This is a genomic window from Inquilinus ginsengisoli (genome assembly GCF_050434925.1).
Classification (GTDB): Bacteria; Pseudomonadota; Alphaproteobacteria; order DSM-16000; family Inquilinaceae; genus Inquilinus; species Inquilinus ginsengisoli_B.
This window is the reverse complement of the sequence record NZ_JBNDJK010000001.1, coordinates 1,197,736-1,217,295: the sequence shown is the minus strand read 5'-3', so window position 1 is coordinate 1,217,295 and position 19,560 is coordinate 1,197,736. Positions and strand designations below refer to the sequence as shown.

At 70.4% G+C, this 19,560-nt stretch carries 23 protein-coding genes; 10 read left to right on the top strand and 13 right to left on the bottom strand.

Translation table 11 applies throughout. From position 1 onward, the window contains the following. Positions 1-28: 28 nt before the first annotated feature. Both QFZ27_RS06050 and QFZ27_RS06045 read left to right on the top strand, forming a co-directional pair. Entirely contained in the window at positions 29-655 is a 627-nt protein-coding gene (locus QFZ27_RS06050) for a LolA family protein (RefSeq protein ID WP_429225192.1), read from the top strand. 3 nt (positions 656-658) lie between these two features. Beyond that, positions 659-1,060 (top strand): GNAT family N-acetyltransferase, encoded by a 402-nt coding sequence (locus QFZ27_RS06045; RefSeq protein ID WP_429225191.1) that lies wholly within the window; start codon positions 659-661, stop codon positions 1,058-1,060. Between the two features lie 117 nt (positions 1,061-1,177). Here the strand turns inward: QFZ27_RS06045 and QFZ27_RS06040 are convergent, their stop codons facing one another. From QFZ27_RS06040 to QFZ27_RS06030, 3 genes are all read right to left on the bottom strand, one after another. Then, complete coding sequence (locus QFZ27_RS06040; protein WP_429225190.1) at positions 1,178-2,095, bottom strand: MBL fold metallo-hydrolase; 918 nt, start codon at positions 2,093-2,095, stop codon at positions 1,178-1,180. 213 nt (positions 2,096-2,308) lie between these two features. Beyond that, positions 2,309-2,803, bottom strand: a complete 495-nt coding sequence (locus QFZ27_RS06035; RefSeq protein WP_429225189.1) for a GNAT family N-acetyltransferase — start codon at positions 2,801-2,803, stop codon at positions 2,309-2,311. Beyond that, the gene (locus tag QFZ27_RS06030) at positions 2,800-3,201 is read right to left on the bottom strand and encodes an SET domain-containing protein (protein ID WP_429225188.1); all 402 of its coding nucleotides are present in this window, start codon (positions 3,199-3,201) and stop codon (positions 2,800-2,802) included. The genes QFZ27_RS06035 and QFZ27_RS06030 overlap by 4 nt, the downstream gene beginning before the upstream one ends. A 198-nt stretch (positions 3,202-3,399) precedes the next feature. On the opposite strand from QFZ27_RS06030, the gene QFZ27_RS06025 reads away from it, so the two are divergent. After that, complete coding sequence (locus QFZ27_RS06025; RefSeq protein ID WP_429225187.1) at positions 3,400-4,182, top strand: gamma-glutamyl-gamma-aminobutyrate hydrolase family protein; 783 nt, start codon at positions 3,400-3,402, stop codon at positions 4,180-4,182. Between the two features lie 49 nt (positions 4,183-4,231). Here the strand turns inward: QFZ27_RS06025 and QFZ27_RS06020 are convergent, their stop codons facing one another. Then, complete coding sequence (locus QFZ27_RS06020) at positions 4,232-6,052, bottom strand: chloride channel protein (protein WP_429225186.1); 1,821 nt, start codon at positions 6,050-6,052, stop codon at positions 4,232-4,234. 245 nt (positions 6,053-6,297) lie between these two features. On the opposite strand from QFZ27_RS06020, the gene QFZ27_RS06015 reads away from it, so the two are divergent. Continuing rightward, a complete protein-coding gene (locus tag QFZ27_RS06015; protein WP_429225185.1) occupies positions 6,298-6,714 on the top strand; it encodes a MarR family winged helix-turn-helix transcriptional regulator in 417 nt (138 codons plus the stop codon). Here QFZ27_RS06015 and QFZ27_RS06010 read toward each other — a convergent pair. Further along, positions 6,711-7,250, bottom strand: a complete 540-nt coding sequence (locus tag QFZ27_RS06010; RefSeq protein ID WP_429225184.1) for a glutathione peroxidase — start codon at positions 7,248-7,250, stop codon at positions 6,711-6,713. The two genes, QFZ27_RS06015 and QFZ27_RS06010, sit on opposite strands and share 4 nt — an antisense overlap. A 122-nt stretch (positions 7,251-7,372) precedes the next feature. Between QFZ27_RS06010 and QFZ27_RS06005 the strand changes: the two genes are divergently transcribed. Next, a complete protein-coding gene (locus QFZ27_RS06005) occupies positions 7,373-8,317 on the top strand; it encodes a 2-hydroxyacid dehydrogenase (protein ID WP_429225183.1) in 945 nt (314 codons plus the stop codon). Between the two features lie 10 nt (positions 8,318-8,327). On the opposite strand, the gene QFZ27_RS06000 is transcribed toward QFZ27_RS06005, so the two are convergent. Together QFZ27_RS06000 and QFZ27_RS05995 are read right to left on the bottom strand one after the other, a co-directional pair. Beyond that, positions 8,328-9,131 carry an SDR family oxidoreductase gene (locus QFZ27_RS06000; RefSeq protein WP_429225182.1) on the bottom strand — a complete coding sequence of 268 codons (804 nt, stop codon included), beginning with the start codon at positions 9,129-9,131 and terminating at the stop codon, positions 8,328-8,330. Next, a complete protein-coding gene (locus QFZ27_RS05995) occupies positions 9,128-9,457 on the bottom strand; it encodes a nuclear transport factor 2 family protein (RefSeq protein WP_429225181.1) in 330 nt (109 codons plus the stop codon). Before QFZ27_RS05995 ends, QFZ27_RS06000 begins: the two co-directional genes overlap by 4 nt. Positions 9,458-9,511: 54 nt before the next feature. On the opposite strand from QFZ27_RS05995, the gene QFZ27_RS05990 reads away from it, so the two are divergent. Both QFZ27_RS05990 and QFZ27_RS05985 read left to right on the top strand, forming a co-directional pair. After that, complete coding sequence (locus QFZ27_RS05990; protein ID WP_429225180.1) at positions 9,512-9,904, top strand: winged helix-turn-helix transcriptional regulator; 393 nt, start codon at positions 9,512-9,514, stop codon at positions 9,902-9,904. Positions 9,905-9,917: 13 nt separating this feature from the next. Beyond that, on the top strand, positions 9,918-10,592 hold the full coding sequence (locus QFZ27_RS05985) for a haloacid dehalogenase type II (RefSeq protein WP_429225179.1): 675 nt from the start codon (positions 9,918-9,920) through the stop codon (positions 10,590-10,592). Between the two features lie 7 nt (positions 10,593-10,599). On the opposite strand, the gene QFZ27_RS05980 is transcribed toward QFZ27_RS05985, so the two are convergent. Then, a complete protein-coding gene (locus QFZ27_RS05980) occupies positions 10,600-10,911 on the bottom strand; it encodes a hypothetical protein (RefSeq protein ID WP_429225178.1) in 312 nt (103 codons plus the stop codon). Positions 10,912-11,007: 96 nt separating this feature from the next. Beyond that, entirely contained in the window at positions 11,008-12,090 is a 1,083-nt protein-coding gene (locus QFZ27_RS05975; protein WP_429225177.1) for a LacI family DNA-binding transcriptional regulator, read from the bottom strand. Between the two features lie 106 nt (positions 12,091-12,196). Between QFZ27_RS05975 and QFZ27_RS05970 the strand changes: the two genes are divergently transcribed. Then, positions 12,197-12,421, top strand: a complete 225-nt coding sequence (locus QFZ27_RS05970; protein ID WP_429225176.1) for a hypothetical protein — start codon at positions 12,197-12,199, stop codon at positions 12,419-12,421. A 19-nt stretch (positions 12,422-12,440) separates the two neighbouring features. Here QFZ27_RS05970 and QFZ27_RS05965 read toward each other — a convergent pair whose 3' ends face one another. From QFZ27_RS05965 to QFZ27_RS05950, 4 genes are read right to left on the bottom strand one after another with little or no spacing between them, the layout of a single operon-like run. After that, positions 12,441-13,487, bottom strand: coding sequence for an adenylate/guanylate cyclase domain-containing protein (locus QFZ27_RS05965; RefSeq protein WP_429225175.1), 1,047 nt, complete (start codon positions 13,485-13,487; stop codon positions 12,441-12,443). Further along, a complete protein-coding gene (locus QFZ27_RS05960) occupies positions 13,480-13,854 on the bottom strand; it encodes a response regulator (protein WP_429225174.1) in 375 nt (124 codons plus the stop codon). The genes QFZ27_RS05965 and QFZ27_RS05960 overlap by 8 nt, the downstream gene beginning before the upstream one ends. A 2-nt stretch (positions 13,855-13,856) precedes the next feature. Beyond that, positions 13,857-16,616 carry an ATP-binding response regulator gene (locus QFZ27_RS05955; protein WP_429225173.1) on the bottom strand — a complete coding sequence of 920 codons (2,760 nt, stop codon included), beginning with the start codon at positions 16,614-16,616 and terminating at the stop codon, positions 13,857-13,859. Positions 16,617-16,655: 39 nt separating this feature from the next. After that, a complete protein-coding gene (locus QFZ27_RS05950) occupies positions 16,656-17,384 on the bottom strand; it encodes a Tll0287-like domain-containing protein (protein WP_429225172.1) in 729 nt (242 codons plus the stop codon). Between the two features lie 431 nt (positions 17,385-17,815). Between QFZ27_RS05950 and QFZ27_RS05945 the strand changes: the two genes are divergently transcribed. Together QFZ27_RS05945 and QFZ27_RS05940 are read left to right on the top strand one after the other, a co-directional pair. Beyond that, positions 17,816-19,036 (top strand): aminotransferase-like domain-containing protein, encoded by a 1,221-nt coding sequence (locus tag QFZ27_RS05945; protein WP_429225171.1) that lies wholly within the window; start codon positions 17,816-17,818, stop codon positions 19,034-19,036. Positions 19,037-19,125: 89 nt separating this feature from the next. After that, complete coding sequence (locus QFZ27_RS05940; RefSeq protein WP_429225170.1) at positions 19,126-19,539, top strand: very short patch repair endonuclease; 414 nt, start codon at positions 19,126-19,128, stop codon at positions 19,537-19,539. The last annotated feature ends 21 nt before the right edge of the window (positions 19,540-19,560 follow it).

Genomic DNA, 19,560 nt, shown 5'->3' with positions numbered 1-19,560 from the left:
AACACAGACCCTGAGTATCCGGACTGCCATGACCATGCTACGTCTCATCGCCGCGGCCCTGGCCGCCCTGCTGATCGCCGCCGGGCCGGCCATGGCCGCGGTGCAGCCCGCCCAGCTGACCGCCCAGGACCGGCAGGACCTGCAGCGGGTCGAGCAGTATCTGGGCAGCCTGACCACGGTGAAGGCGGATTTCGTCCAGACCACCAACAACACCGACCTCTACCGCGGCCATTTTTACCTGAAGCGGCCGGGCAAGATGCGGCTCGAATACGAGCCGCCGATCGCCTACATGTACATCGCCGACGGCACCTGGCTGACCTATTACGATGCCGATCTGCGGCAGCGGAAGGACGTGCCGCTGGGGTCGACCATCGCCGACTTCATCACCCGGGCGAATGTCCGGCTGTCGGGCGACGTCACCATCACCAAGGTCAGCCGCGGCAACAACCTGCTGAGCGTCCAGCTGGTGCAGACCGACAAGCCGGAGGACGGCGCCCTGACCCTGAACTTCAGCGCCAATCCGATGATCCTGCAGAGCTGGGTGTCGGTGGACCAGCAGGGCAACGTCACGCAGGTCGACCTGACCGGCATCCAGCCGGGGGTGCAGCTGGACAACAAGCTGTTCGTCGTGCCGCGCAAGAAGAGCGACCGCTGAGCGGTGGCGGACCCGGTGCTGGAATGGCGCGGCCCCTTCGCCAATGACGAGCTGAACGCCCTGCATGCCGAATGCTTCGAGCATGCAGTGCTGGCCGACGACTGGTGGCGCCAGGTCAACCGCTTCAGCCTGGGCTGGGTGTGCCTGCGCCTGGCCGGGCGGCTGGCCGGCTTCGTCAACGTCGCCTGGGACGGCGGCGTGCACGCCTTCCTGCTCGACACGGCGGTGACGCCGCCGCTGCGGCGCCGGGGCCATGCGACGCAGCTGGTCCGCGAGGCGATCGCGCAGGCCCGCGCCGCCGGCTGCGAATGGCTGCATGTCGACTTCGACCCGCATCTCCGCGGCTTCTACCGCGACGCCTGCGGCTTCCAGCCGACCGAAGCGGGGCTCGTCCGGCTGCGGTGACGGCCGGCCGGTTCCAGCGCAGGGGAGAGGCAACACCCGCTGCGATCCGTCGGTGCGGACGGCCAGTGAATTGCTTCCCCGGCGCGAGGCCGGGGCCGCAATGACGATGTCTGGAATTCAGTAATCCCAGTAGATCGGCACCCAACGGAAGGTATCGCCGCTCGCCGCCACCCGGCCGATGGACGGGAACGGCAGGTGCGTGGCCACCAGAAGCTCGCCGCTCGCCGCCAAGTCCCGCAGCAGGCCGACCCGGATTCGGGCCGCCTCCTCGGGGTCATGCTCGAAGCCGTTGTACCATTCGGGGTGGTCGAACCCGACCGTGAACACGAGATCGCCGGCGAAGACCAACCCTTCGCCGCCGGACGCCACCCGAACCACGCTGTGCCCGGGGGTGTGGCCGCCGGTGCGACGGACGACCACGCCCGGCGCCACCTCATGCTCATCCTCGAAGGTCCGCAGCTGGCCGCGGTACTCTTTCACGAAATGCTTGGCGGCCGACCGCAGCGCGTCCGGAAACCCCGGCGGCATGGAGACGTGGGAGAAATCGGGCGCTTCCCAGAACTTGACCTCGGCGGCGGACACGTGGATCCGCAGGTCCGGGCGCAGCCGCTCCTTCACCCCGTCGACCAGCAGCCCGCCGACATGATCCATGTGCATGTGGGTCAGCACCACGTCGGTCACGGATCCCAGATCGATGCCGGCGGCCTCCAGCCGCTTGATCAGTTGCCCGGCCCGCGGCAGGTGCAGGTCCGGGTCGGACCCCAGCCCGGCGTCGACCAGGATGGTCTGGTCGCCGCTGCGCACCACGACCACGTTCAGCGCCCAATCGAACGCGTCCGGCGGCAGGAACATCTCCTTCAGCCAGGCCGCGCGCACGGCCGGGTCGATGTTGTGGGCCAGCATCGCGGTCGGCAGCGGCAGCACCCCATCGCTGACCACCAGCACGTCGATCTCGCCGATCCGCAGCGCATAGCGCGACGGAACCAACTCGTCGGGCCTCGATCCGCCGGGGTGTGAGATGCTGTCCGGGCTCATGTCTGTCTCCTGCTGATCGACTTGCAAACGGCACCGACGACGCTACGGCGAGGCGTGTTTGCGGTCGATTGGGTCGAAGGAGAGGCCGAGCTATGCCACGGGATAGGTTTCGTCATTCAGGGTGCGGGGTCGAACAGCCGACGAACGCGGCATGACCGCGACGCCGAACTGCATTTGCTCAGGGTCGAATGCGGCCCCGGATCGACGCGGCGGTCAGCCCTTGACCATGATCACGGTCGGCAGGGCGACGCCGGCGGCCGTGGGCATCTCGCCCCGTTCGACCGGGCGGTAGCCAAGCTTGGCGTAGAAGATCTCGGCATTGGCGTTGGCGCGCACCCGGAAGCGGCGGAAGCCGGCGGCGCGGGCGGCGTCCTCCGCCGCCTCGCACATCCGGCGGCCGAGGCCCTGGCCGGCCCGGTCCGGAGCGACGAAGACCTTGCGCAGCCGGGCCGCCGCCGGATCGTCCGGCACCCGGCACCAGCCGGCGGTGGCCACCAGCGCGCCATCCGGCGCCTCGGCCACCAGGATGTTGTTGGACAGCAGCTCGCCGACATAGTCGGGCGCCATGATCAGCGCCACATGCGCCGCGATCTGCGCCGGGCTGTGGGTGTCGCCGGCGAGGGCCGCAAAGGAGTCGGCCTGCAGCTTGCGCACCGCGTCGAGATCGGCCTCGCAGATCGGCCGCAGGAGCAGGGTCTCGCCGCTCACGACTCCGCCGGTTCCAGCCGCCGCGCCAGCGGGCCGTCGCGCTCCTCCAGGCAGCAGACCAGGTAGTCGCAGGTGATCTCCTCGCCCGCCGCGATGTCGCGCGCGGCCAGGGTCACCGGCCCGGAATTGTCGGTGTTCGGGTCGTCATCATGGTTCAGGAAACGGGCGTCGTCGCCGTTCAGCACATAGCCGCCCGGGATGTCCGGCGACAGATAGGCGTAGGTCTCGAAGAAGCGGCGCGGCACCTCGGGCAACGACGCCACCACCTCCTCCGGCACCACCTTATCGACCGCCGGCTCGAACCGCCAGATCGGCGTGCCCTGGGCGATCGGCGCCGCGGCGAACACGCCCAGGCCGTGGATCGCGCTCTGCGCCACATAGGTCGGAACCAGGAACATGGGCCCCCCGCTCTCGCTCGTTGAATCGCTTATAACCACGGATTGCGGCCGGCCGGAAGGGGGCAAACAAGGCGTTGTTGCGGCACGCGGGGCGTGGCCCGAGCCATGCGCCCGCCGCAGGGCCATTCCCGCCCCTGCGGGGCTGGTCGAACCCGGCCCCCGCGGCGAAATATGGAGCATCGGTCCAGGAGCCTGCCCATGCCCGCCTCGTCTCGTCCCGTCGTCGGCATCCCGGCCTGCGTCAAGCCGCTTGGGGTCCATCCCTTCCACGCCGTCGGCGACAAGTACGTCCGCGCGGTGTCGGAGGGGGCGGATTGCCTGCCCTTCCTGATCCCGGCGCTGGGCGGCTGGCACGACATCGACGCGGTGCTGGACCGGCTGGATGGCCTGCTGATCACGGGCAGCCTGTCCAATGTCGAGCCGCTGCACTATGGCGGCGAGGCCAGCGAGGCCGGCACTCTGCACGACCCGGACCGTGACGCCACCACCCTGCCGCTGATCCGCCGGGCGATCGAGCGCGGCATCCCGGTGCTGGCGATCTGCCGCGGCCTGCAGGAGCTGAACGTGGTCTGCGGCGGCACCCTGCACCAGCATGTCGAGCGGGTGCCCGGCCGAGTGGACCACCGCGCCGACGAGAGCAGGCCGGTCGAGGTCCAGTACGGCCCGGCCCATCCGGTGGCGCTGGCCGAGGGCGGCGCGCTGGCGGCGCTGTTCGGCAAGGCCGAGACCATGGTCAACACCATCCACGCCCAGGGCATCGACCGGCTGGGCGTCGGCCTCACGGTCGAGGCGACGGCGCCGGACGGCCAGATCGAGGCGGTGCGGATCGAGGCCGCGCCCTATTTCGGCCTGGCCACCCAGTGGCACCCGGAGTGGAAGTTCCGCGACAACCCGGATTCGGTGGCGCTGTTCGCCGCCTTCGGCCAGGCCGTCCGCCGCTACGTCGCCGACCGCAATGGGCGCCGGGCGGCGGCGGAATAGGTCGGGCCAGCTCTGTCGTAGCAAAATCGGTGTTCTTGTCGGTATAGCTCTACCGCTGACCGCCCGGGCGCAGCAGCCGCGCCCGGTCGATCTCCTCAGTCCGCAGCCGCGCCCGCACCCGCAAAAGGTCCTTGCGGGCCAGGATGCCGACCAGCACGCCGTCCTCGCGCCGGGTGACCGGGACGCGGCCGGCATCACCCTCCGCCATCCGGTCCGCCACGCGGCCGACCATCTCGTCCGGATGGCCCAGCACCAGCGGCAGACCTGAGACGGCGTCGGCCAGGCTGGTGCCGCGCGGCCAGCCGGAGACCATCCAGCGCAGCACATCGGCCCGGGCCACCATGCCGATCGGACGGCCGGCTTCGTCCACCACCGGATAGCTCTTGTGCCGCGGGCCGCTTTCGTCGGTGAAGAAGGCGACGGCGTCGTCGACCGGCATCGCCGCCGGCAGCGTGTCGACCCGCGCCACCATGACGTCGCCGACGCGGGTCAGCTCGAACGGGTCGACGATGTATTCGCGCAGGATGTGATGGCCGCGCCGGGCGATCTTCTCGGTCAGGATCGACCGCTTCAGCAGCAGCACGGTGACGGCGTAGGCGGCGATGCAGGCGGCCAGCAGGGCCGGCAGCATGGCCAGGTTGCCGGTCAGCTCGACCGCGAACACCGCGGCGGTCAGCGGCGAGCGCATCGTGCCGCCCATCATCGCCGCCATGCCCAGCAGCGCCCAGACGCCGCTGCCGCCGGGCAGCACCGTGCCCTCCAGCGCGCCGAGCGCCCCGCCCATGATCAGCAGCGGCGCCAGCACGCCGCCGGAGGTGCCGGAGCCGAGCGCGATCGACCAGATCAGCGCCTTCACCACCAGGAGGCGCAGCACGTCGCCCGGCGGCAGGTGGCCGGCCAGCAGGTCGCGGATGGAGTCGTAGCCGACGCCGAGCGCCGCGGGCTCGATCAGCCCGCCGATGCCGATGGCGATGCCGCCCAGCACCGGCCACCACATCCAGTGGATCGGCAGCCGCTCGAACAGATCCTCGAAGCCATAGACCAGCGCGGTGAGGATGCCGGAGCCGAAACCGGCAGCAATGCCGACGCCGATCACCGCGAGCAGCGCCGGGCCGGACAGGTCGACCATGCCGCTGAAGGCGAACAGCGGCCCGGTCTCGAACAGCAGCGGGCGCCAGGCCGCGGCGACGATGGCGGCGGTGGCGACCGGGATCAGGCTGCGCGGCTTCCATTCGAACAGCAGCAGCTCGACCGCCAGCAGCACCGCGGCGACGGGCGTGCCGAAGATCGCGGTCATGCCGGCGGCGGCACCGGCCACCAGCAGGGTCTTCCGCTCCGCTGCCGTCAGGTTGAACAGCTGGGCGAACAGCGACCCCAGCGCGCCGCCGGTCATGATGATCGGGCCCTCGGCGCCGAACGGGCCGCCGGTGCCGATCGAGACGGCGGAGGACAGCGGCTTCAGCACCGCCACCTTGGGCTGGATCCGGCTGCTGCCGATCAGGATCGCCTCGATCGCCTCCGGAATGCCGTGGCCGCGGATCTTCTCCGATCCGTAGCGCGCCATCAGGCCGATGATCAGGCAACCGGCCGGCGGCACCAGCGCCGCGGCGATGCCCCAGGGCGACCGGCCGAGTTCGACCGTGGCGGTCGACAGCTGCCCGAAATAGGCCAGGTTGGTGACCAGCGCGATCAGCTGCAGCAGCGCCCAGGCGGCGGCGGTGCCGGCGGTGGCGACCACCGGCGCCATCGCGATCAGCCGGAGGGCGCCGCGGTCGAAGGTGAAGTCGCCGAGCTTCACCGAAGCCGGCTTGGCGGAACGGGTCGGAGGGACAGCGCGGGAAGGCGCCGCCGGGTCTGCGGGTCTCGACATCGGGCCAGTTCCGGAGGATCAAGGGCATCCGGCGCTGAGAGCGTCTGGAAATGCTACTGGTGCGGCCGTCTGACGACGGCTTCTGCGCTTCCGGTGCTCACGGACTCAAACGTCCGCTGCGCGCCGGTTCTCGAAGCCACCGCCAGCCGACTCACACCAGCGCATTTCCAAACGCTCTCTGAGCCCGGACGCCGGATAAATATCGCAATGCGATATAATTTCAAGTACGAGGATGCGCGGCGCCGATGACCCACGTCCTGAGCAAGGCGGATTACGAGGCGCTGGCGGCGTTCCGCCACGCGCTGCGGCGCTTCCTGGACTTCAGCGGCGAGGCGGCGAAGACGGCCGGGCTGACGCCGCAGCAGCACCAGGCGCTGCTGGCGATCAAGGGCTTCCCGGGCCGCGACCGGGTGACGATCGGCGAGCTGGCGGAGCAGTTGGTGCAGCGCCACCACAGCACGGTCGGGCTGGTCGACCGGCTGGAAGCGCTGGGCCTGGTGCGGCGCGAGGCCGACCCGGCGGACCGGCGCCGCGCCATGGTCGCCCTGACCGACCGCGCGGAGGAGGCGCTAGCCGGCCTGTCTGCCATCCACCGCGCCGAGCTGCGCCGCCTCAGCCCGTCCCTGGCGACGCTGCTGGAACGGCTGGGAACCGAGGATTAGCGCGCCAGCGCCGCGTCGACCGCCTTGGTCACCTCGGGCCCGGTCGGCTCGGCGCCGCTGGGGAAGGCGGCCAGCAGGGTGCCGTCGCGGCCGATCAGGAGCTTGTGGAAATTCCATTTCGGCACGGCCGCCGCGTCCTGCTGCGCCGCCCAGCGGTATAGCGGGTGGGCGTCGGCGCCGACCACCGGCTGCTTGGCCAGCATCGGGAAGTCGATGCCGAAGGTGGTCTCGCAGAAGGCCGCGATCTGGCCTTCCGAGCCCGGCTCCTGCGCGCCGAAATCATTCGACGGCACGCCGAGCAGCACGAAGCCGCCGTCGCGGTGCCGGGTCCACAGCTCCTCCAGCCCTGCATATTGCCTGGTGAAGCCGCAGAAGGAGGCGGTGTTGACCACCAGCACCACCTTGCCGGCGAAGGCGTCGGGGGCGAAGGCGCCGCCTTCCAGCTTCGGCAGCGGCACGGCGGACCAGTCGAGCGGCCGGGCCGCGGCGGGAGTCGCGATCATGATCAGCACCAAGGCAAGCAGTCGGGCCAGCATCGACAAGCCTCCGACGGGATGCCCCAGGCTGCGCCACAGCACCACGGGGCGCAAGACCCTGGTGCCCACCGCGGACGCCCGTGCTAGGACGGCGGGATCCCCCGGCGATGGAAACCCCGCCCGTGCCCGAAACGATCCTGCACCTCCACCCCGGCATGCCGGAGGCGTCGCTGCGCCCGATGCGCGAGCGCTTCGACCTGGTCGAGCATTCGCGGGCGAGCGCCGAGGCCGGCCCGCTGCCCCAGGCCGACCGCATCCGCGGCGTCATCACCATCGGCGTGATCGGCATCGACCGCGTGCTGATCGACCGGCTGCCGAACCTGGGCATCATCGCCTGCTACGGCTCGGGCTATGAGCGGATCGACGTGGCGGCCGCGCGGGAGCGGGGCATCGCCGTCACCAGCAACACCGGCGCCAATGCCGCCTGCGTCGCCGACATGGCGCTGACCCTGCTGCTGGCCACCGTGCGCCGGCTGGGCGAGGGCGACCGCTTCGTCCGCGCCGGGCAGTGGACCCGCCCGGCCGCGCCGCCGTCGCTGATCTCGACCGGCCTGGCCGGACGCCGCGTCGGCATCCTCGGCCTCGGCTCGATCGGCGAGAGGATCGCGCACCGCGCCGCCGCCTTCGACATGGAGGTCGGCTACCACAACCGCCGGCCGAAGCCGGGCGCGTCCTGGGCGTATCACGACAGCCTGGCGTCGCTGGCGGAATGGGCCGACATCCTGGTCGTCTCCTGCCGCTCCGACGCCAGCACCCGCGGCATCGTCGACCGGCCGGTGCTGCAGGCGCTGGGGCCGCGCGGCCACGTCATCAACATCGCCCGCGGCGAGGTGCTGGACGAGCCGGCGCTGATCGCGGCGCTGGAGACCGGCACCATCGCCGGCGCCGGGTTGGACGTGTTCGAGCACGAGCCCCAGGTGCCGGAGGCGCTGAAGCGGTTGGAGAACGTGGTGCTGGCACCGCACATCGCCAGCATGACCGAGGCCGCCCATCGCGAGATGTGCCGGATGACGATCGACGCCCTGGACAATTTTTTCGCCGGACGGCCGCTGACCAACGCGGTGTGACGCCGGCGGCTTACGCCACAGGGATGGTGCCGCCGTCGATCACATGCTCGCTGCCGTGGATCGCGGCGGCGCGATCGGAGGCCAGGAAGGCCACCAGCTCCGCCACCTCCTCCGGCCATGCCGGGCGGCCGATCGGGATGCCGCCGAGCGATGCCATCAGCAGCTTGCGGGCGCCATCGGCATCGATGCCGTTGCGGGCGGCCAGCTCCTCGATCAGGCCGGTGGCGCCGTCGGTCTGGACCCATCCGGGCGCCACCCGGACGACGCGCACGCCCTTCGGCCCGACCTCCTTCGACAGCGCCTTGCTGTAGGTCGACAGCGCAGCCTTGGCCGCGGCGTAGGCGATGGTGGCCTCGGGCAGCGGCAGCCGGCTCTGGATCGACCCGACATGGATGATCACGCCGGTACCGCGGTCGAGCATGCCGGGCAGCAGCGCCCGGTCCAGCCGCACCGCCGGCAGCAGATTCAGGTCGAGCGCGCGTTGCCATTCGCCGTCGTCCAGCACCGCGAAGCCGCCGGCCGGAGCCTTCGAGCCGCCCAGGACATGGACCAGGATGTCGGCGCCACCGAGCCGGTCGCGAACCGCCTCGGCCACGGTGGTGCAGCCCTCGATCCCGGTCAGGTCGGCGGTCACGAACGGTTCGGAGTCGTCCAGATCGCCCGGCCGGCTGCGGGCAACGGCCAGCACGCGGGCCCCGGCCCGGCGCAGCCGCGCCGCCACCGCGGCACCGATGCCGCGGCTGCCGCTGGTCACCAGGACGCGCTTGCCGGCGAGCTCGCGCGGATCGGCCGGGAAGACGGGACGCGCGGTCATCCGTGGATCTCCAGCGTCGCGATCCGGTCATCCTTCAGGCCGAAGACGTAGCGCAGATCGACCGGGCTGCCGGGGAACTGCCCCGAGACCCGGCCGGTGAGGACCGTCCCACCCGCCGCCTCGGCCACGGCGAGCGGCTCGACCGTATAGGCATATTTCCGCTTCGACTCGGCCTTCCAGACCAGGATGGCGTCAACGCCGCGGATGGTGCGGCCCTCGTCGCGAACCTCGGCATCGACGGCGAAGCAGGCGGCCAGCGCCGCATCGTCTCCGGCATTGTCGGCGGCGACGTAGGCGGCGATGGGCTCGGGAAGCGTGATCGTCATGGCGGATCCTCGGTGTCGGTTGCAGGACGCCGAGAATGGGAATAGGGTTTCACAATGGCAAGTACGCACGAAAAAGTAAGGTACTCACCCGAAGGTGAGCGCCCGGTCTACAGCCCCGGCTCCGCCGCCGCGGGCGTCGAGCAGGCGCTGAAGGTCCTGGAGGGGCGGTGGAAGCTGGTGATCCTGTTCCATCTGTTCGGCGGCAGGCTGCTGCGCTTCTCGGAGCTGGAGCGGGCCATTCCCGCGATCTCGCAGAAGATGCTGATCCAGCAGCTGCGGCAGATGGAGGCGGACGGCATCGTCCGCCGCATCGTCCATCCCCAGGTGCCGCCCAAGGTCGAGTACGCGCTGACCGAATGGGGCCAGGCGCTGTGCCCGGCGCTGGACGCGATCCTGACCTGGGCCGAGCAGCGGCCCGTCGCCGCGCCCGCCGAAGCCGACCGCTGAACAGGAGCAGACCATGGATGCGCTGACCGGGGTCAAGGCCTGCGTCTTCGACGCCTATGGCACGCTGTTCGACACCGCCTCGGCGGCGCAGCGCAGCGCCCAGCTGCTGGGCGACAAGGCAGGCCCGCTGGCCGCCCTGTGGCGCGAGAAGCAGCTGGCCTACACTTGGCTGCGGGCGGTGCAGGGCCGCCACGCCGATTTCTGGCAGGTCACCGGCGACGCGCTGGACTTCGCGCTGGAGGCGCTGGCGATCGACCGCCCCGGTCTGCGCGACCGGCTGATGCAGCTGTACCTGGCGCTCGACCCCTACCCGGAGGTGCCGGAGGTGCTGCGCCGGCTGCGCGCCGCCGGGCTGAGGACGGCGATCCTGTCGAACGGGACGCCGCGCATGATCGAGGCGCTGGTCGCCGGGGCCGGGCTGGAGTTCGACGCCCTGCTGTCGGTGGAGCAGGCCGGAATCTACAAGCCGCATGCGAGCGTGTATCAGCTGGCGCTCGATACGCTCGGCTTGCCGGCGCGGGCGATCGCCTTCCAATCATCGAACGGCTGGGACGCCTACGGCGCTTCGGCCTTCGGCCTGCAGGTGGTGTGGTGCAACCGCAGCCGGCAGCCGCGCGAGCGCCTGCCCGGCGCGCCGGACCGCGAGATCGACACGCTGGCGGCGCTGCCGGGCCTGGTCGGCGCTTAGCGACGGGTCAGGAGCCGCACTCCTCGGCGTAGCTCTTCTGCTCGTCGCCGATGGTGTTCTGGAAGTCCTGCAGGTCCGCATCGCTGAAGCGGAGATCGGCCTGGCAGGTCTTGTAGAGGTCGCCCAGCTTCGCATAGGCGTCGATCAGGCTCTTATGCGCGGCGCATTTCTCCGCCTGGGGCGCCATCAGGCTCTTCAGCCGGGCGGATTGCAGCGGCGGGATGGCCTTGGACTGCGCCATGAAATCCTCGCTGCAGCCGGCGAAGGCGGGCACGGCCAGCAGCGGCACCAGGGCAGCGGCAATCAGGAACTGCTTCACGGAACGCGTCTCCCCACGCTTCGGGATCCCGCGCCGGGCAATCGGGGCACGGGCGAGAGAAACCCGTCCCGCCGAAATTCGTTCCGCCCTCCGCCGCTAGCCCTTCGCCAGGCCGGTCGAGGCGCGCAGCACCAGCTCGGTGCCGAAATGGATCTCCTGGCGGCCGCGCGGGTCGATCAGCAGCTCCGCCGCCGCCCGCCCCTTCTCGACCAGCGGCTGGCGGATGGTGGTCAGCGGCGGCCGGGCGGTGGCGGCCGCGGCGATGTCGTCGAAACCGATCACCGAGACGTCGCCCGGCACCGACAGGCCCTGCCGCGCCAGCCAATCCATCGCCCACAGCGCCAGCCGGTCGCAAGTGGCGAGGATCGCGGTCATGCCCGGCTGGCGCCGCAGCAGCCGCGGCATGCTGCGCTCGATCGACTCGGCCTCGAACAGGCATTCCTCGATCGCCACCTGCCTCGCCGGGATGCCGGCCCCGGCCAGCACATCGAGATAGCCGTAGAGCCGCTGCTGGCAGGCGTCGTAGATCGAGTCGCGGATGCGGCGCAGCGACACCGCGCCCTCCCGCGAATCCGGCATCAGCTCCATCGACAGCACGCCGATGCGGCGGTGGCCGAGCTCGAGCAGATGCCGGGCCGAGGCCTCGGCGCCGCTGCGGTCGGCGACGGTGACGGTGCGGCAGCCCTCGACCAGCGGCTGGTCGACCGTCACGACCGGCAGGCCGCGGCTCTTGATGATGTCAAGGACGCCCGGCTCCTCCTCCATGCAGTACATGATGAAGCCGTCGACCGCGGCCGAGCCGAGAGCCTTGCGCGCCGCCTCGACATCCGCGGCGGCATAGACCGAGATGCCGCGCCCGGTCTCGTCGCAGACCGCGGCGACGCCCTGGATCAGGGCCAGCGCCGCCGGGTCCCCGAAGGCGTAGCCCAGCCCCTCCGGGATGATCACCGCGATGGTGCCGATATGGCCGGTGCGCAGCATCCGGGCTAGCGGGTCCGGCCCCTGGTAGCCGAGCGCCTCGGCCGCCTCCATCACCCTGGCGCGGATGGCGTCGCTGACCCGCTCGGGATGGTTGAAGACGTTGGAGACGGTGCCCTGCGCCACCCCTGCCGCAGTGGCGATGTCGCGCAGACGCGCTTTCGGCTTCGGGGCGTCGGGCGTCGGGGCGTCCTCGGGCATGCCCTACCCTAGCCGTGATCTTGAACCGATTCAAAAACTCCTTGACGGCCGGGCCGTGGAGAGTGATCATGAATCGATTCAAAAAATCGATTCAAAGGAGGCCGTCATGTCCCTCATGACCGGATTCCCGCTGGTAACCCATCTGATGCAGATCAGCCTGGGCGGCCGCTTCCGCCACCTGCCGCCGTCGCTGGCGGCGGAGCTGGAGGCGTTCGCCGCCGCCGAGCAGCAGGCCTCGCGGCCTGCCGCGCCCGAGCCGAAGCCGGCCATCCGGCGCAGCTCGTCGGTGCCGTCTCCGGCGCTCGCCTTCGCCCTGCGCAAGGCGTGTTGAGGGCGCGGCGCCACAGGCGTTAGTCAATCCCCTCGCACTCGACCAGCTCGAGTTGCCCCTTGCCCTTGAGCTCGTAGTGCCCCTGGCTGCGGGCGCGGCAGCGGCCGCGGATCGGCAACCACAGCGCGGCGCTCAGGAACACGGAATTGGGATTGGCGCAGGCGGTGATCCGCGCCGCCGTGTTCACCGTGTCGCCCCAGAGGTCGAACAGGAACTGCCGCCGGCCGATCACGCCTGCCACCACCGGGCCGTGATGGATGCCGACGCGGACGCCCCAGCCGGGTTTCGCCTGCCGGGCCGCCGCGACCAGGTCGAAGCCGCAGCGGATGCTGGCCGGCAGCGGCTCCTCGATCCCCTCCAGCAGCCCCGCCGTCGCCATCAGGGCGTCGCCGATAGTCTTGATCTTCTCCAGCCCATGGCCGGCGACGATGCCTTCAAACGCCTCCACCAGGCCCTGCAGTTCGGCGACCACCTGCTCCGGCGGATTGCGGTCACAATAGGCGGTGAAGTCGATGATGTCGCAGAACAGCACCGCCACATTCTCGTATCGCCGCGGCGCGACCCTGTCGGTCGCCTTGAGCTCGCTGATCGCGCCGGGAGGCAGGATGGCGTGCAGCAGCCGCTCGCTGCGCTCCTGTTCTCGCCGGATCTGGTCGAGATGGGCCGCCTCCTGGTCGCGCAGCCGCTTCTTGTCCAGCGACGCGCCGACGCGAGCCCGCAGCAGGGTGGGATTGAAGGGCTTGGGCAGGTAGTCCTCGGCACCCAGTTCAATGCAGCGCACGGCGCCGTCGACCGCATCGAGCGCCGAGATCATGATCACCGGGATGCCGCGCAGCGCCGGGTCCGACTTCAAGGTCCGCAGCACCTCATAGCCGTTCATGCCCGGCATCATCACGTCGAGCAGCACCAGGTCGAAGGGATGGCTGCGCAGCAGGGCCAGGGCGGTGAGGCCGTCCGCCGCCTCGGTCAGGTCCTGGTAGCCCTCGCGCCGCAGCCGGCGGGCCAGGGTGTAGCGGTTCATCTCGTCGTCATCGACGATCAGGATGGCGGCCGCCGGGTCAGCCATCGGGCCGCGCCTTGTCCAGCAGAACCTCGATCTTGCGCAGCAGCCGCGGCAGGTCGACCGGCTTGGTGTCGTAGTCGTCGCAGCCCGCCGCCAGGGCCTTCTCGCGGTCGCCCGCCATGGCGTGGGCCGACAGGGCGATCACCGGGGTGCCGCCGGCCGCGGCCTTGATCCGGCGCGTCGCCTCCCAGCCGTCGATCACCGGCAGGCTGAGATCCATCAGCACCAGGTCCGGGCGCTCGCGGCCGGCCATCTCGACCCCTTCCGCCCCGTCGCGGGCGACGATGACGTCGAAGCCACGGCGCTTCAGGCGGGAGGACAGCATGTAGACATTGTCCTCGTTGTCCTCGACATAGAGGATCGTCGCCATGGTCAGGCCCTCCGCAGGGTCGCGGCGGTGGCGTAGCGGCCGACCAGCTGCCGGATCTGCGCCAGCAGCTCGTGCTGCTCGAAGGCCGCCTTCTGCAGGATGTGCTCGACGCCGCCGTTCAACCGGCGGTGGTCGTGGGCGGTGAGGTCGGCGGCGGTGACGATGATCACCGGGATGCCGCCGAATTCGGGCATCTTCCGGCAGGCGGCGAGGAATTCGAAGCCGTCCATCTCCGGCATCATCAGGTCGAGCAGGATGAGATCCGGCCGCTCGCCGCCCATCCGGGCCAACGCCTCGCGGCCGTCGCGGGCCTCGGCGACCTGCCAGCCCTCGCCGATCAGCAGGCGGCGCATCATCATCCGGGTCTCGGTATCATCCTCGACCACCAGCGCCCGGCGTGTCGCCGCGACCACGGAGCGGTAGCGGGCCAGGATCGCGGCGAGCCGGCCACGGTCAATCGGCTTGTTGAGGTAGTCGGACGCGCCGAGGGCGATGCCCTTCTGCTTCTCGTCGACGATCGTGACCATGATCACCGGAATTCCCGCCAGCTCCGGATCCGCCTTCAGCTCCTGCAGCACGCTCCAGCCGTCCATGTCCGGCATCAGGACGTCGAGGGTGATGACCGACGGGCGCTGCGTCCGGGCGGCCGCCAGCGCCTCGGCGCCGCTCTCGGCGGTGACGACGTCGAAGCCCTCGCGGCTGAGAAAGCGGCGCATCAGGTCGCGCACCGTGGCGTCGTCGTCGACCACCAGGACCCGGTCGGCGACGGCGCGCGCGGCACCCGGCACCGTCGCGACGGTGCCGGCCGGCGCGGGGGCCGGCCCGGGGATCACCTCCGTCGTCACGACAGAGCCCGCCGGCAGGCGGACGGTGAAGCTGGTGCCGACGCCCGGCTCGCTCTCGACCGCGATGGTGCCGCCCATCAGCGCCGCGAGCCGTTGGCTGATCGCCAGTCCCAGCCCGGTGCCGCCGTATTTGCGGGTGGTCGAGCTGTCAGCCTGGGTGAATTCCTGGAACAGCCGGCCGAGCTGGTCCTTGGTCATGCCGATGCCGGTGTCCGAAACGCGGAACCGGACCCAGTCCTCGTCGGCCTCACGCGCCACCGCCAGCGTCACCGTTCCCGATTGGGTGAACTTGCAGGCATTGCTGAGCAGGTTAAGGATGATCTGCCGCAGGCGGGTCTGATCGGCCCGGATGGAGCCGAGCCCGGCCGGCCGCTCGACCACCAGGCGGTTGCCGTTGCGATCGGCCAGCGGCTGCGATGCACCGGCCAGATCGGCGACCAGGGCGGCGAGGTCGATCTCCTCCTCATGCAGATCGAGCCGCCCGGCCTCGATCTTCGACAGGTCCAGCACGTCGTTGATCAGCTCCAGCAGGTGCCGGCCGGCGCGCAGGATGCGGTCCAGCGGCTCGCGGAACTCCGTCAGCGCCTGGTCCTCGGCATCCTCCGCCAGCATCTCGGCCAGGCCGATGATGGCGTTGAGCGGGGTCCGCAGCTCGTGGCTCATATTCGCCAGGAAGCGGCTTTTTGCCAGCGTCGCCTGGGTCGCCTGGTCGCGCGCATCGGCTAGCCGGTCGACCAGCTCGCCCAGTTGCGCCTCCCGTGCCTTCAACTCGGTAATGTCGGTAAACACGCCGACGCAGCCACCATCGGCGGTGATGCGCTCGCTGATCTTCAGCCAGCGGCCGCCGGCCCGCCGCTGCTCATAGGCCCCGCCCGGATGGTGGTGACGGTCGAGCCGTGCCGTGAGCCAGGCGTCGAGATGGCCGTTGGCGTCCGGGATCATTCCGGCCTGTGCGGCCGCCTGGATCACCTCCTGATAGCGTATGCCCGGCTCGATCGCGAGATCGACCCCGGCATACATCTCGCGATAGCGGCTGTTGCAGATCACCAGCCGGTCCTCGGCATCGTACAGGGCGAAGCCCTCGGAGATCGTCTCGATCGCCTCGCCGAGCTGGCGCCGGGCCCGCTGCGCCTCGGCCTCCGCCTCGCGGTGCTGCCGCTCCAGCCGGTCGCGCTCGACCAGGCTGCGCTGCAGCAGCCCGAGGGTCCGGGTCATCTCGCCGATCTCGTCATGCCCGGCCGGCGGCAGCGCGACGTCGAGTCGGCCGCTGGTGATCGCGGCCATGGCGTGCTCGAGCTGGCGCAGCGGCCCGATGATCGAGCGGACGATTATCGCGGTCAGCACCGCCGCCAGGAGGAAGGCGAGGACGCCGGCCGCCAGCGACAGCTGCACCGCCGTCTCGGCGTTACCTGCTGCCGCGTCGCGCTTGGCCACGGCCTCGTCCTCGAGCCGGTCGACCATCCCGGCCAGGGCGGTGTCGATGGCCAGGATGTGGTTGCGGGTCTGCGACATCAACGCATTGCCGACGACGCGCTGGTCATCGGTGTAGGCCTCGACTGCCTTGAGTGCCTGGTCCATCAGCGGCCCGATCTCGGCCTGGATCGACCGGACGCCGTCGGGATCATAGGGGGCCAGGGCGGCGAGGTCGGCCGACAGCTGGTCCCGGGCGGCGCGGGCGTTCATCTCCGACCGGATGAGAAGGCTAACGGCCAAGTCGGTGAGCCAGTATTTGAGGTCGCCGAAATCTTTGTTCGCCTTGTTCGCCGTCTTCAGCACCGTAACCAGCCGCGCCTCGTCGGCCAGCGCCGCCGCTTCGATCGACACCTGTCGGTTCAGGTAGAGCGTGGTCAGGGTGAGGATCGCCAGCAGCAGAATTGCCAGCGAGACCAGCCGGGTACGGATCGAAAAATGCGACATGCCGCTCCTGGGCGACCGGCGATTCACCGCCGGCCGGGATCAGTCGAACAACGTGATGCTGACGACGCCGCCCAGATCTCCCAGGCTCGCGCCTTCCTTCGGATAGCCGGTGATGTCGATCTCGCCCTTGGGCATCCCGTGGCAGACGAGACAGTCGGCGCCGTAGTATTCCGGCACCAGGACGCGGGTGGCCGGGCGCCCGTCGACGGTGGTCGCCTCGGAATAGAAGGCGCCCTTGGCCCAGCCGGGCGACTGGAACTTGGCGCGGATGACGTCGGTCTCGAACGCGTCCGGCGACGCCTTGCGGTTGCGCACGAGTTCCGGCGGCGCCGTCACCTTGATCTCGGCCCGGCCGCTCTGATCGCGGCGGAACTGCTCGGTCACCAGTCGGGCGAACACGGCGGGGACGAAACCCTTGAAGCCCGTGCCCTTCTGATTGATCAGCCGCTGGTTCGAGTCCATCACCTCTTTGACCGCCAGCGCCATGGCCGCCAGCAGACGCCCCTTCTCGGTGCCGGGATCGACCTTGCGTGGGTCGTTGCCGGTCGCCTTGAGCATGGCCTGAGCCGCCCCTTCGACGACGGCGTCACCGGTCAGCCCCTTGTCGCCCAGGGCGGGATCGTTGAGCCGGGCCTGATTGGCCGAGATCACGGTGCGCGCGCCGCGAAGGAATTCGGCGACGCTGAGAGCCGTGTCCACATCGTCCTGCGTCGCGGCAAAGATCGGAGAGAGCCCCGCTGCGAGCATGCCCAGCAGGACGAGAGACATGACAGTCTTCCTCGCCCCGAAATCCTTAAGCGATAGACGGCCATTCCAACTCATTGCGAATCCTACGCAATATCCCAGTACTCATTCAGTATTGACCAAAGATAGGAAAAGAAACACCTTAATTATCAGGATATCGATATTACTTCCGGAGCGCAAGACTGACCAGATCGGCGGACACGAACATTCCAAGGCTGCTCATCGGGATGGTGCCTAAGGCTTTTGAAGGGCCCTCCATCCTGACGTCGGGACGGCCGTTCTCCTGTACGCGCGATAGCTGCGCAGCGTCCCGGAGGCAGAAACTAAATGTCTTTTGCCGAGCGTTGAACGCAACTCTGGCATGAGATAGGTCAGCTTCGTTGACATAAATCCATCGCGCATGGTTCGATTGGGGAACGGCGCCAGGACAGACGCCACGCCCAGGAAGAGACACCATGACCATCGGCGAGACCCACTACGCCACCCGTGCGACCCGGATGCGCGCCTCCGAGATCCGCGAGCTCCTGAAGCTGCTCGACCGGCCGGGCGTGATCTCCTTCGCCGGCGGCATCCCCGACCCGGCGCTGTTCCCGGCCGAGACCATCCGTGCCGGCTACGAGGCCGCGCTCGCCGCCGGAAACACCGCGCTGCAGTATTCGGTCAGCGAGGGCTATGGCCCGCTGCGGCAGTGGATCGCCCGGCACATGGCATCGATCGGCGTGCCCTGCGGCGCCGACAACATCGTGATCACCTCGGGCTCGCAGCAAGGGCTGGACTATCTCGGCAAGCTGTTCCTGTCGCCCGGCGACACCGCGCTGGTCGGCTGGCCGACCTATCTCGGCGCGCTGCAGGCCTTCAACGCCTATGAGCCGCGCTACGACCGGCTGGAGCCGGAGCACGGCAACGCCACGCCCGCGGCCTACCGGGCAGCGGCCGGAGCCGCCGGCAGCCGGGTGCGGCTGGCCTATCTGACGCCGGATTTCGCCAACCCCTCGGGCGAGACGCTGAGCCTGGCGGCGCGCGAGCGCGCCCTGGCCCTGGCGGACGAGCTGGACATCCCGCTGGTCGAGGATTCGGCCTACCAGGCGCTGCGCTACAACGGCGACGACGTGCCGCCGCTGCTGGCGCTGGACGTGGCGGCCAAGGGCGACATCGACCGCAGCCGGGTGATCCATTGCGGCAGCTTCTCGAAGACCCTGGCGCCGGGGCTGCGGATCGGCTGGATCTGCGCTGCGCGGAGCGTGGTGCAGAAGCTGGTGCTGACCAAGCAGGCGGCCGACCTGCACACGCCGACGATCAACCAGATGGTGATGCACCACGCCGCCGAGCACGCCTATCCGGCCCAGGTGGCGAAGATCCGCGCCGCCTATCGCGACCGGCGCGACCGCATGCTGGCGGCGTTGCAGCGGCACATGCCGGCGGGGGTGAGCTGGACCCGGCCGGAGGGCGGCATGTTCATCTGGGTGACCCTGCCCGAGGGGCTGGACGGCGCCGAGCTGCTGGCCCGGGCGGTCGACCAGGGCGTCGCCTTCGTCCCCGGCCGCGCCTTCCACGCCGACGGCAGCCACGGCAACACGCTGCGCCTGTCCTTCTCCCTGGCCGACGGCGAGGCGATCGAGCAGGGCATCGGCCGGCTGGGCCGGCTGGTCGCAGGGGCGGCGAAGACGGCGGCCTGAGGCGGAGCGCCCGCCACCAGCGCAAGAACCGGATTGGCCCGGCCGGGCCGGCGGCGGACAACGCGTCCCCCGCCACCAGGAGGTCCGGCATGGCCGACCGGCTGACGCCCGAACAGAGGTCCCGGCTGATGGCCCGGATCCGCGGCAAGGACACCGCGCCCGAGCGCCGCGTGCGCCGCACCGCCCACGCCCTGGGCCTGCGCTTCCGGCTGCACCGGCGCGACCTGCCGGGCACGCCCGACATGGTGCTGCCGAAACGGCGCGTGGCGCTGTTCGTGCATGGCTGCTTCTGGCACCAGCATGCCGGCTGCGGCAAGGCGCGGCGGCCGCGGACCCGGCCCGACTACTGGGCCGCGAAGTTCAAGGCCAACGCCGAGCGCGACGACCGGACCTCCGCGGCACTGGCGGCCGCGGGCTGGCGCGTCGTGGTGCTGTGGGAATGCGAGACCAAGGACGCCGACGGGCTGCGCCGGCTGATCGGCGAGCGGGTCGGGGGGCCGTAGAGCCCGGACACCAGGGCGCGG

Excerpts from the sequence above, each read along its gene's own strand:
- QFZ27_RS05945 (WP_429225171.1), top strand. The coding sequence starts at position 17,816 with ATGACCATCGGCGAGACCCACTACGCCACCCGTGCGACCCGGATGCGC.
- QFZ27_RS06050 (WP_429225192.1), top strand. The coding sequence starts at position 29 with ATGACCATGCTACGTCTCATCGCCGCGGCCCTGGCCGCCCTGCTGATC.
- QFZ27_RS05960 (WP_429225174.1), bottom strand. The coding sequence starts at position 13,854 with ATGGCGACGATCCTCTATGTCGAGGACAACGAGGACAATGTCTACATG.
- QFZ27_RS05970 (WP_429225176.1), top strand. The coding sequence starts at position 12,197 with ATGTCCCTCATGACCGGATTCCCGCTGGTAACCCATCTGATGCAGATC.
- QFZ27_RS05965 (WP_429225175.1), bottom strand. The coding sequence starts at position 13,487 with ATGGCTGACCCGGCGGCCGCCATCCTGATCGTCGATGACGACGAGATG.
- QFZ27_RS05985 (WP_429225179.1), top strand. The coding sequence starts at position 9,918 with ATGGATGCGCTGACCGGGGTCAAGGCCTGCGTCTTCGACGCCTATGGC.
- QFZ27_RS06030 (WP_429225188.1), bottom strand. The coding sequence starts at position 3,201 with ATGTTCCTGGTTCCGACCTATGTGGCGCAGAGCGCGATCCACGGCCTG.
- QFZ27_RS05940 (WP_429225170.1), top strand. The coding sequence starts at position 19,126 with ATGGCCGACCGGCTGACGCCCGAACAGAGGTCCCGGCTGATGGCCCGG.
- QFZ27_RS06015 (WP_429225185.1), top strand. The coding sequence starts at position 6,298 with ATGACCCACGTCCTGAGCAAGGCGGATTACGAGGCGCTGGCGGCGTTC.
- QFZ27_RS05995 (WP_429225181.1), bottom strand. The coding sequence starts at position 9,457 with ATGACGATCACGCTTCCCGAGCCCATCGCCGCCTACGTCGCCGCCGAC.
- QFZ27_RS06010 (WP_429225184.1), bottom strand. The coding sequence starts at position 7,250 with ATGCTGGCCCGACTGCTTGCCTTGGTGCTGATCATGATCGCGACTCCC.
- QFZ27_RS05950 (WP_429225172.1), bottom strand. The coding sequence starts at position 17,384 with ATGTCTCTCGTCCTGCTGGGCATGCTCGCAGCGGGGCTCTCTCCGATC.
- QFZ27_RS06040 (WP_429225190.1), bottom strand. The coding sequence starts at position 2,095 with ATGAGCCCGGACAGCATCTCACACCCCGGCGGATCGAGGCCCGACGAG.
- QFZ27_RS06020 (WP_429225186.1), bottom strand. The coding sequence starts at position 6,052 with ATGTCGAGACCCGCAGACCCGGCGGCGCCTTCCCGCGCTGTCCCTCCG.
- QFZ27_RS05955 (WP_429225173.1), bottom strand. The coding sequence starts at position 16,616 with ATGTCGCATTTTTCGATCCGTACCCGGCTGGTCTCGCTGGCAATTCTG.
- QFZ27_RS05975 (WP_429225177.1), bottom strand. The coding sequence starts at position 12,090 with ATGCCCGAGGACGCCCCGACGCCCGACGCCCCGAAGCCGAAAGCGCGT.
- QFZ27_RS06000 (WP_429225182.1), bottom strand. The coding sequence starts at position 9,131 with ATGACCGCGCGTCCCGTCTTCCCGGCCGATCCGCGCGAGCTCGCCGGC.
- QFZ27_RS05990 (WP_429225180.1), top strand. The coding sequence starts at position 9,512 with ATGGCAAGTACGCACGAAAAAGTAAGGTACTCACCCGAAGGTGAGCGC.
- QFZ27_RS06025 (WP_429225187.1), top strand. The coding sequence starts at position 3,400 with ATGCCCGCCTCGTCTCGTCCCGTCGTCGGCATCCCGGCCTGCGTCAAG.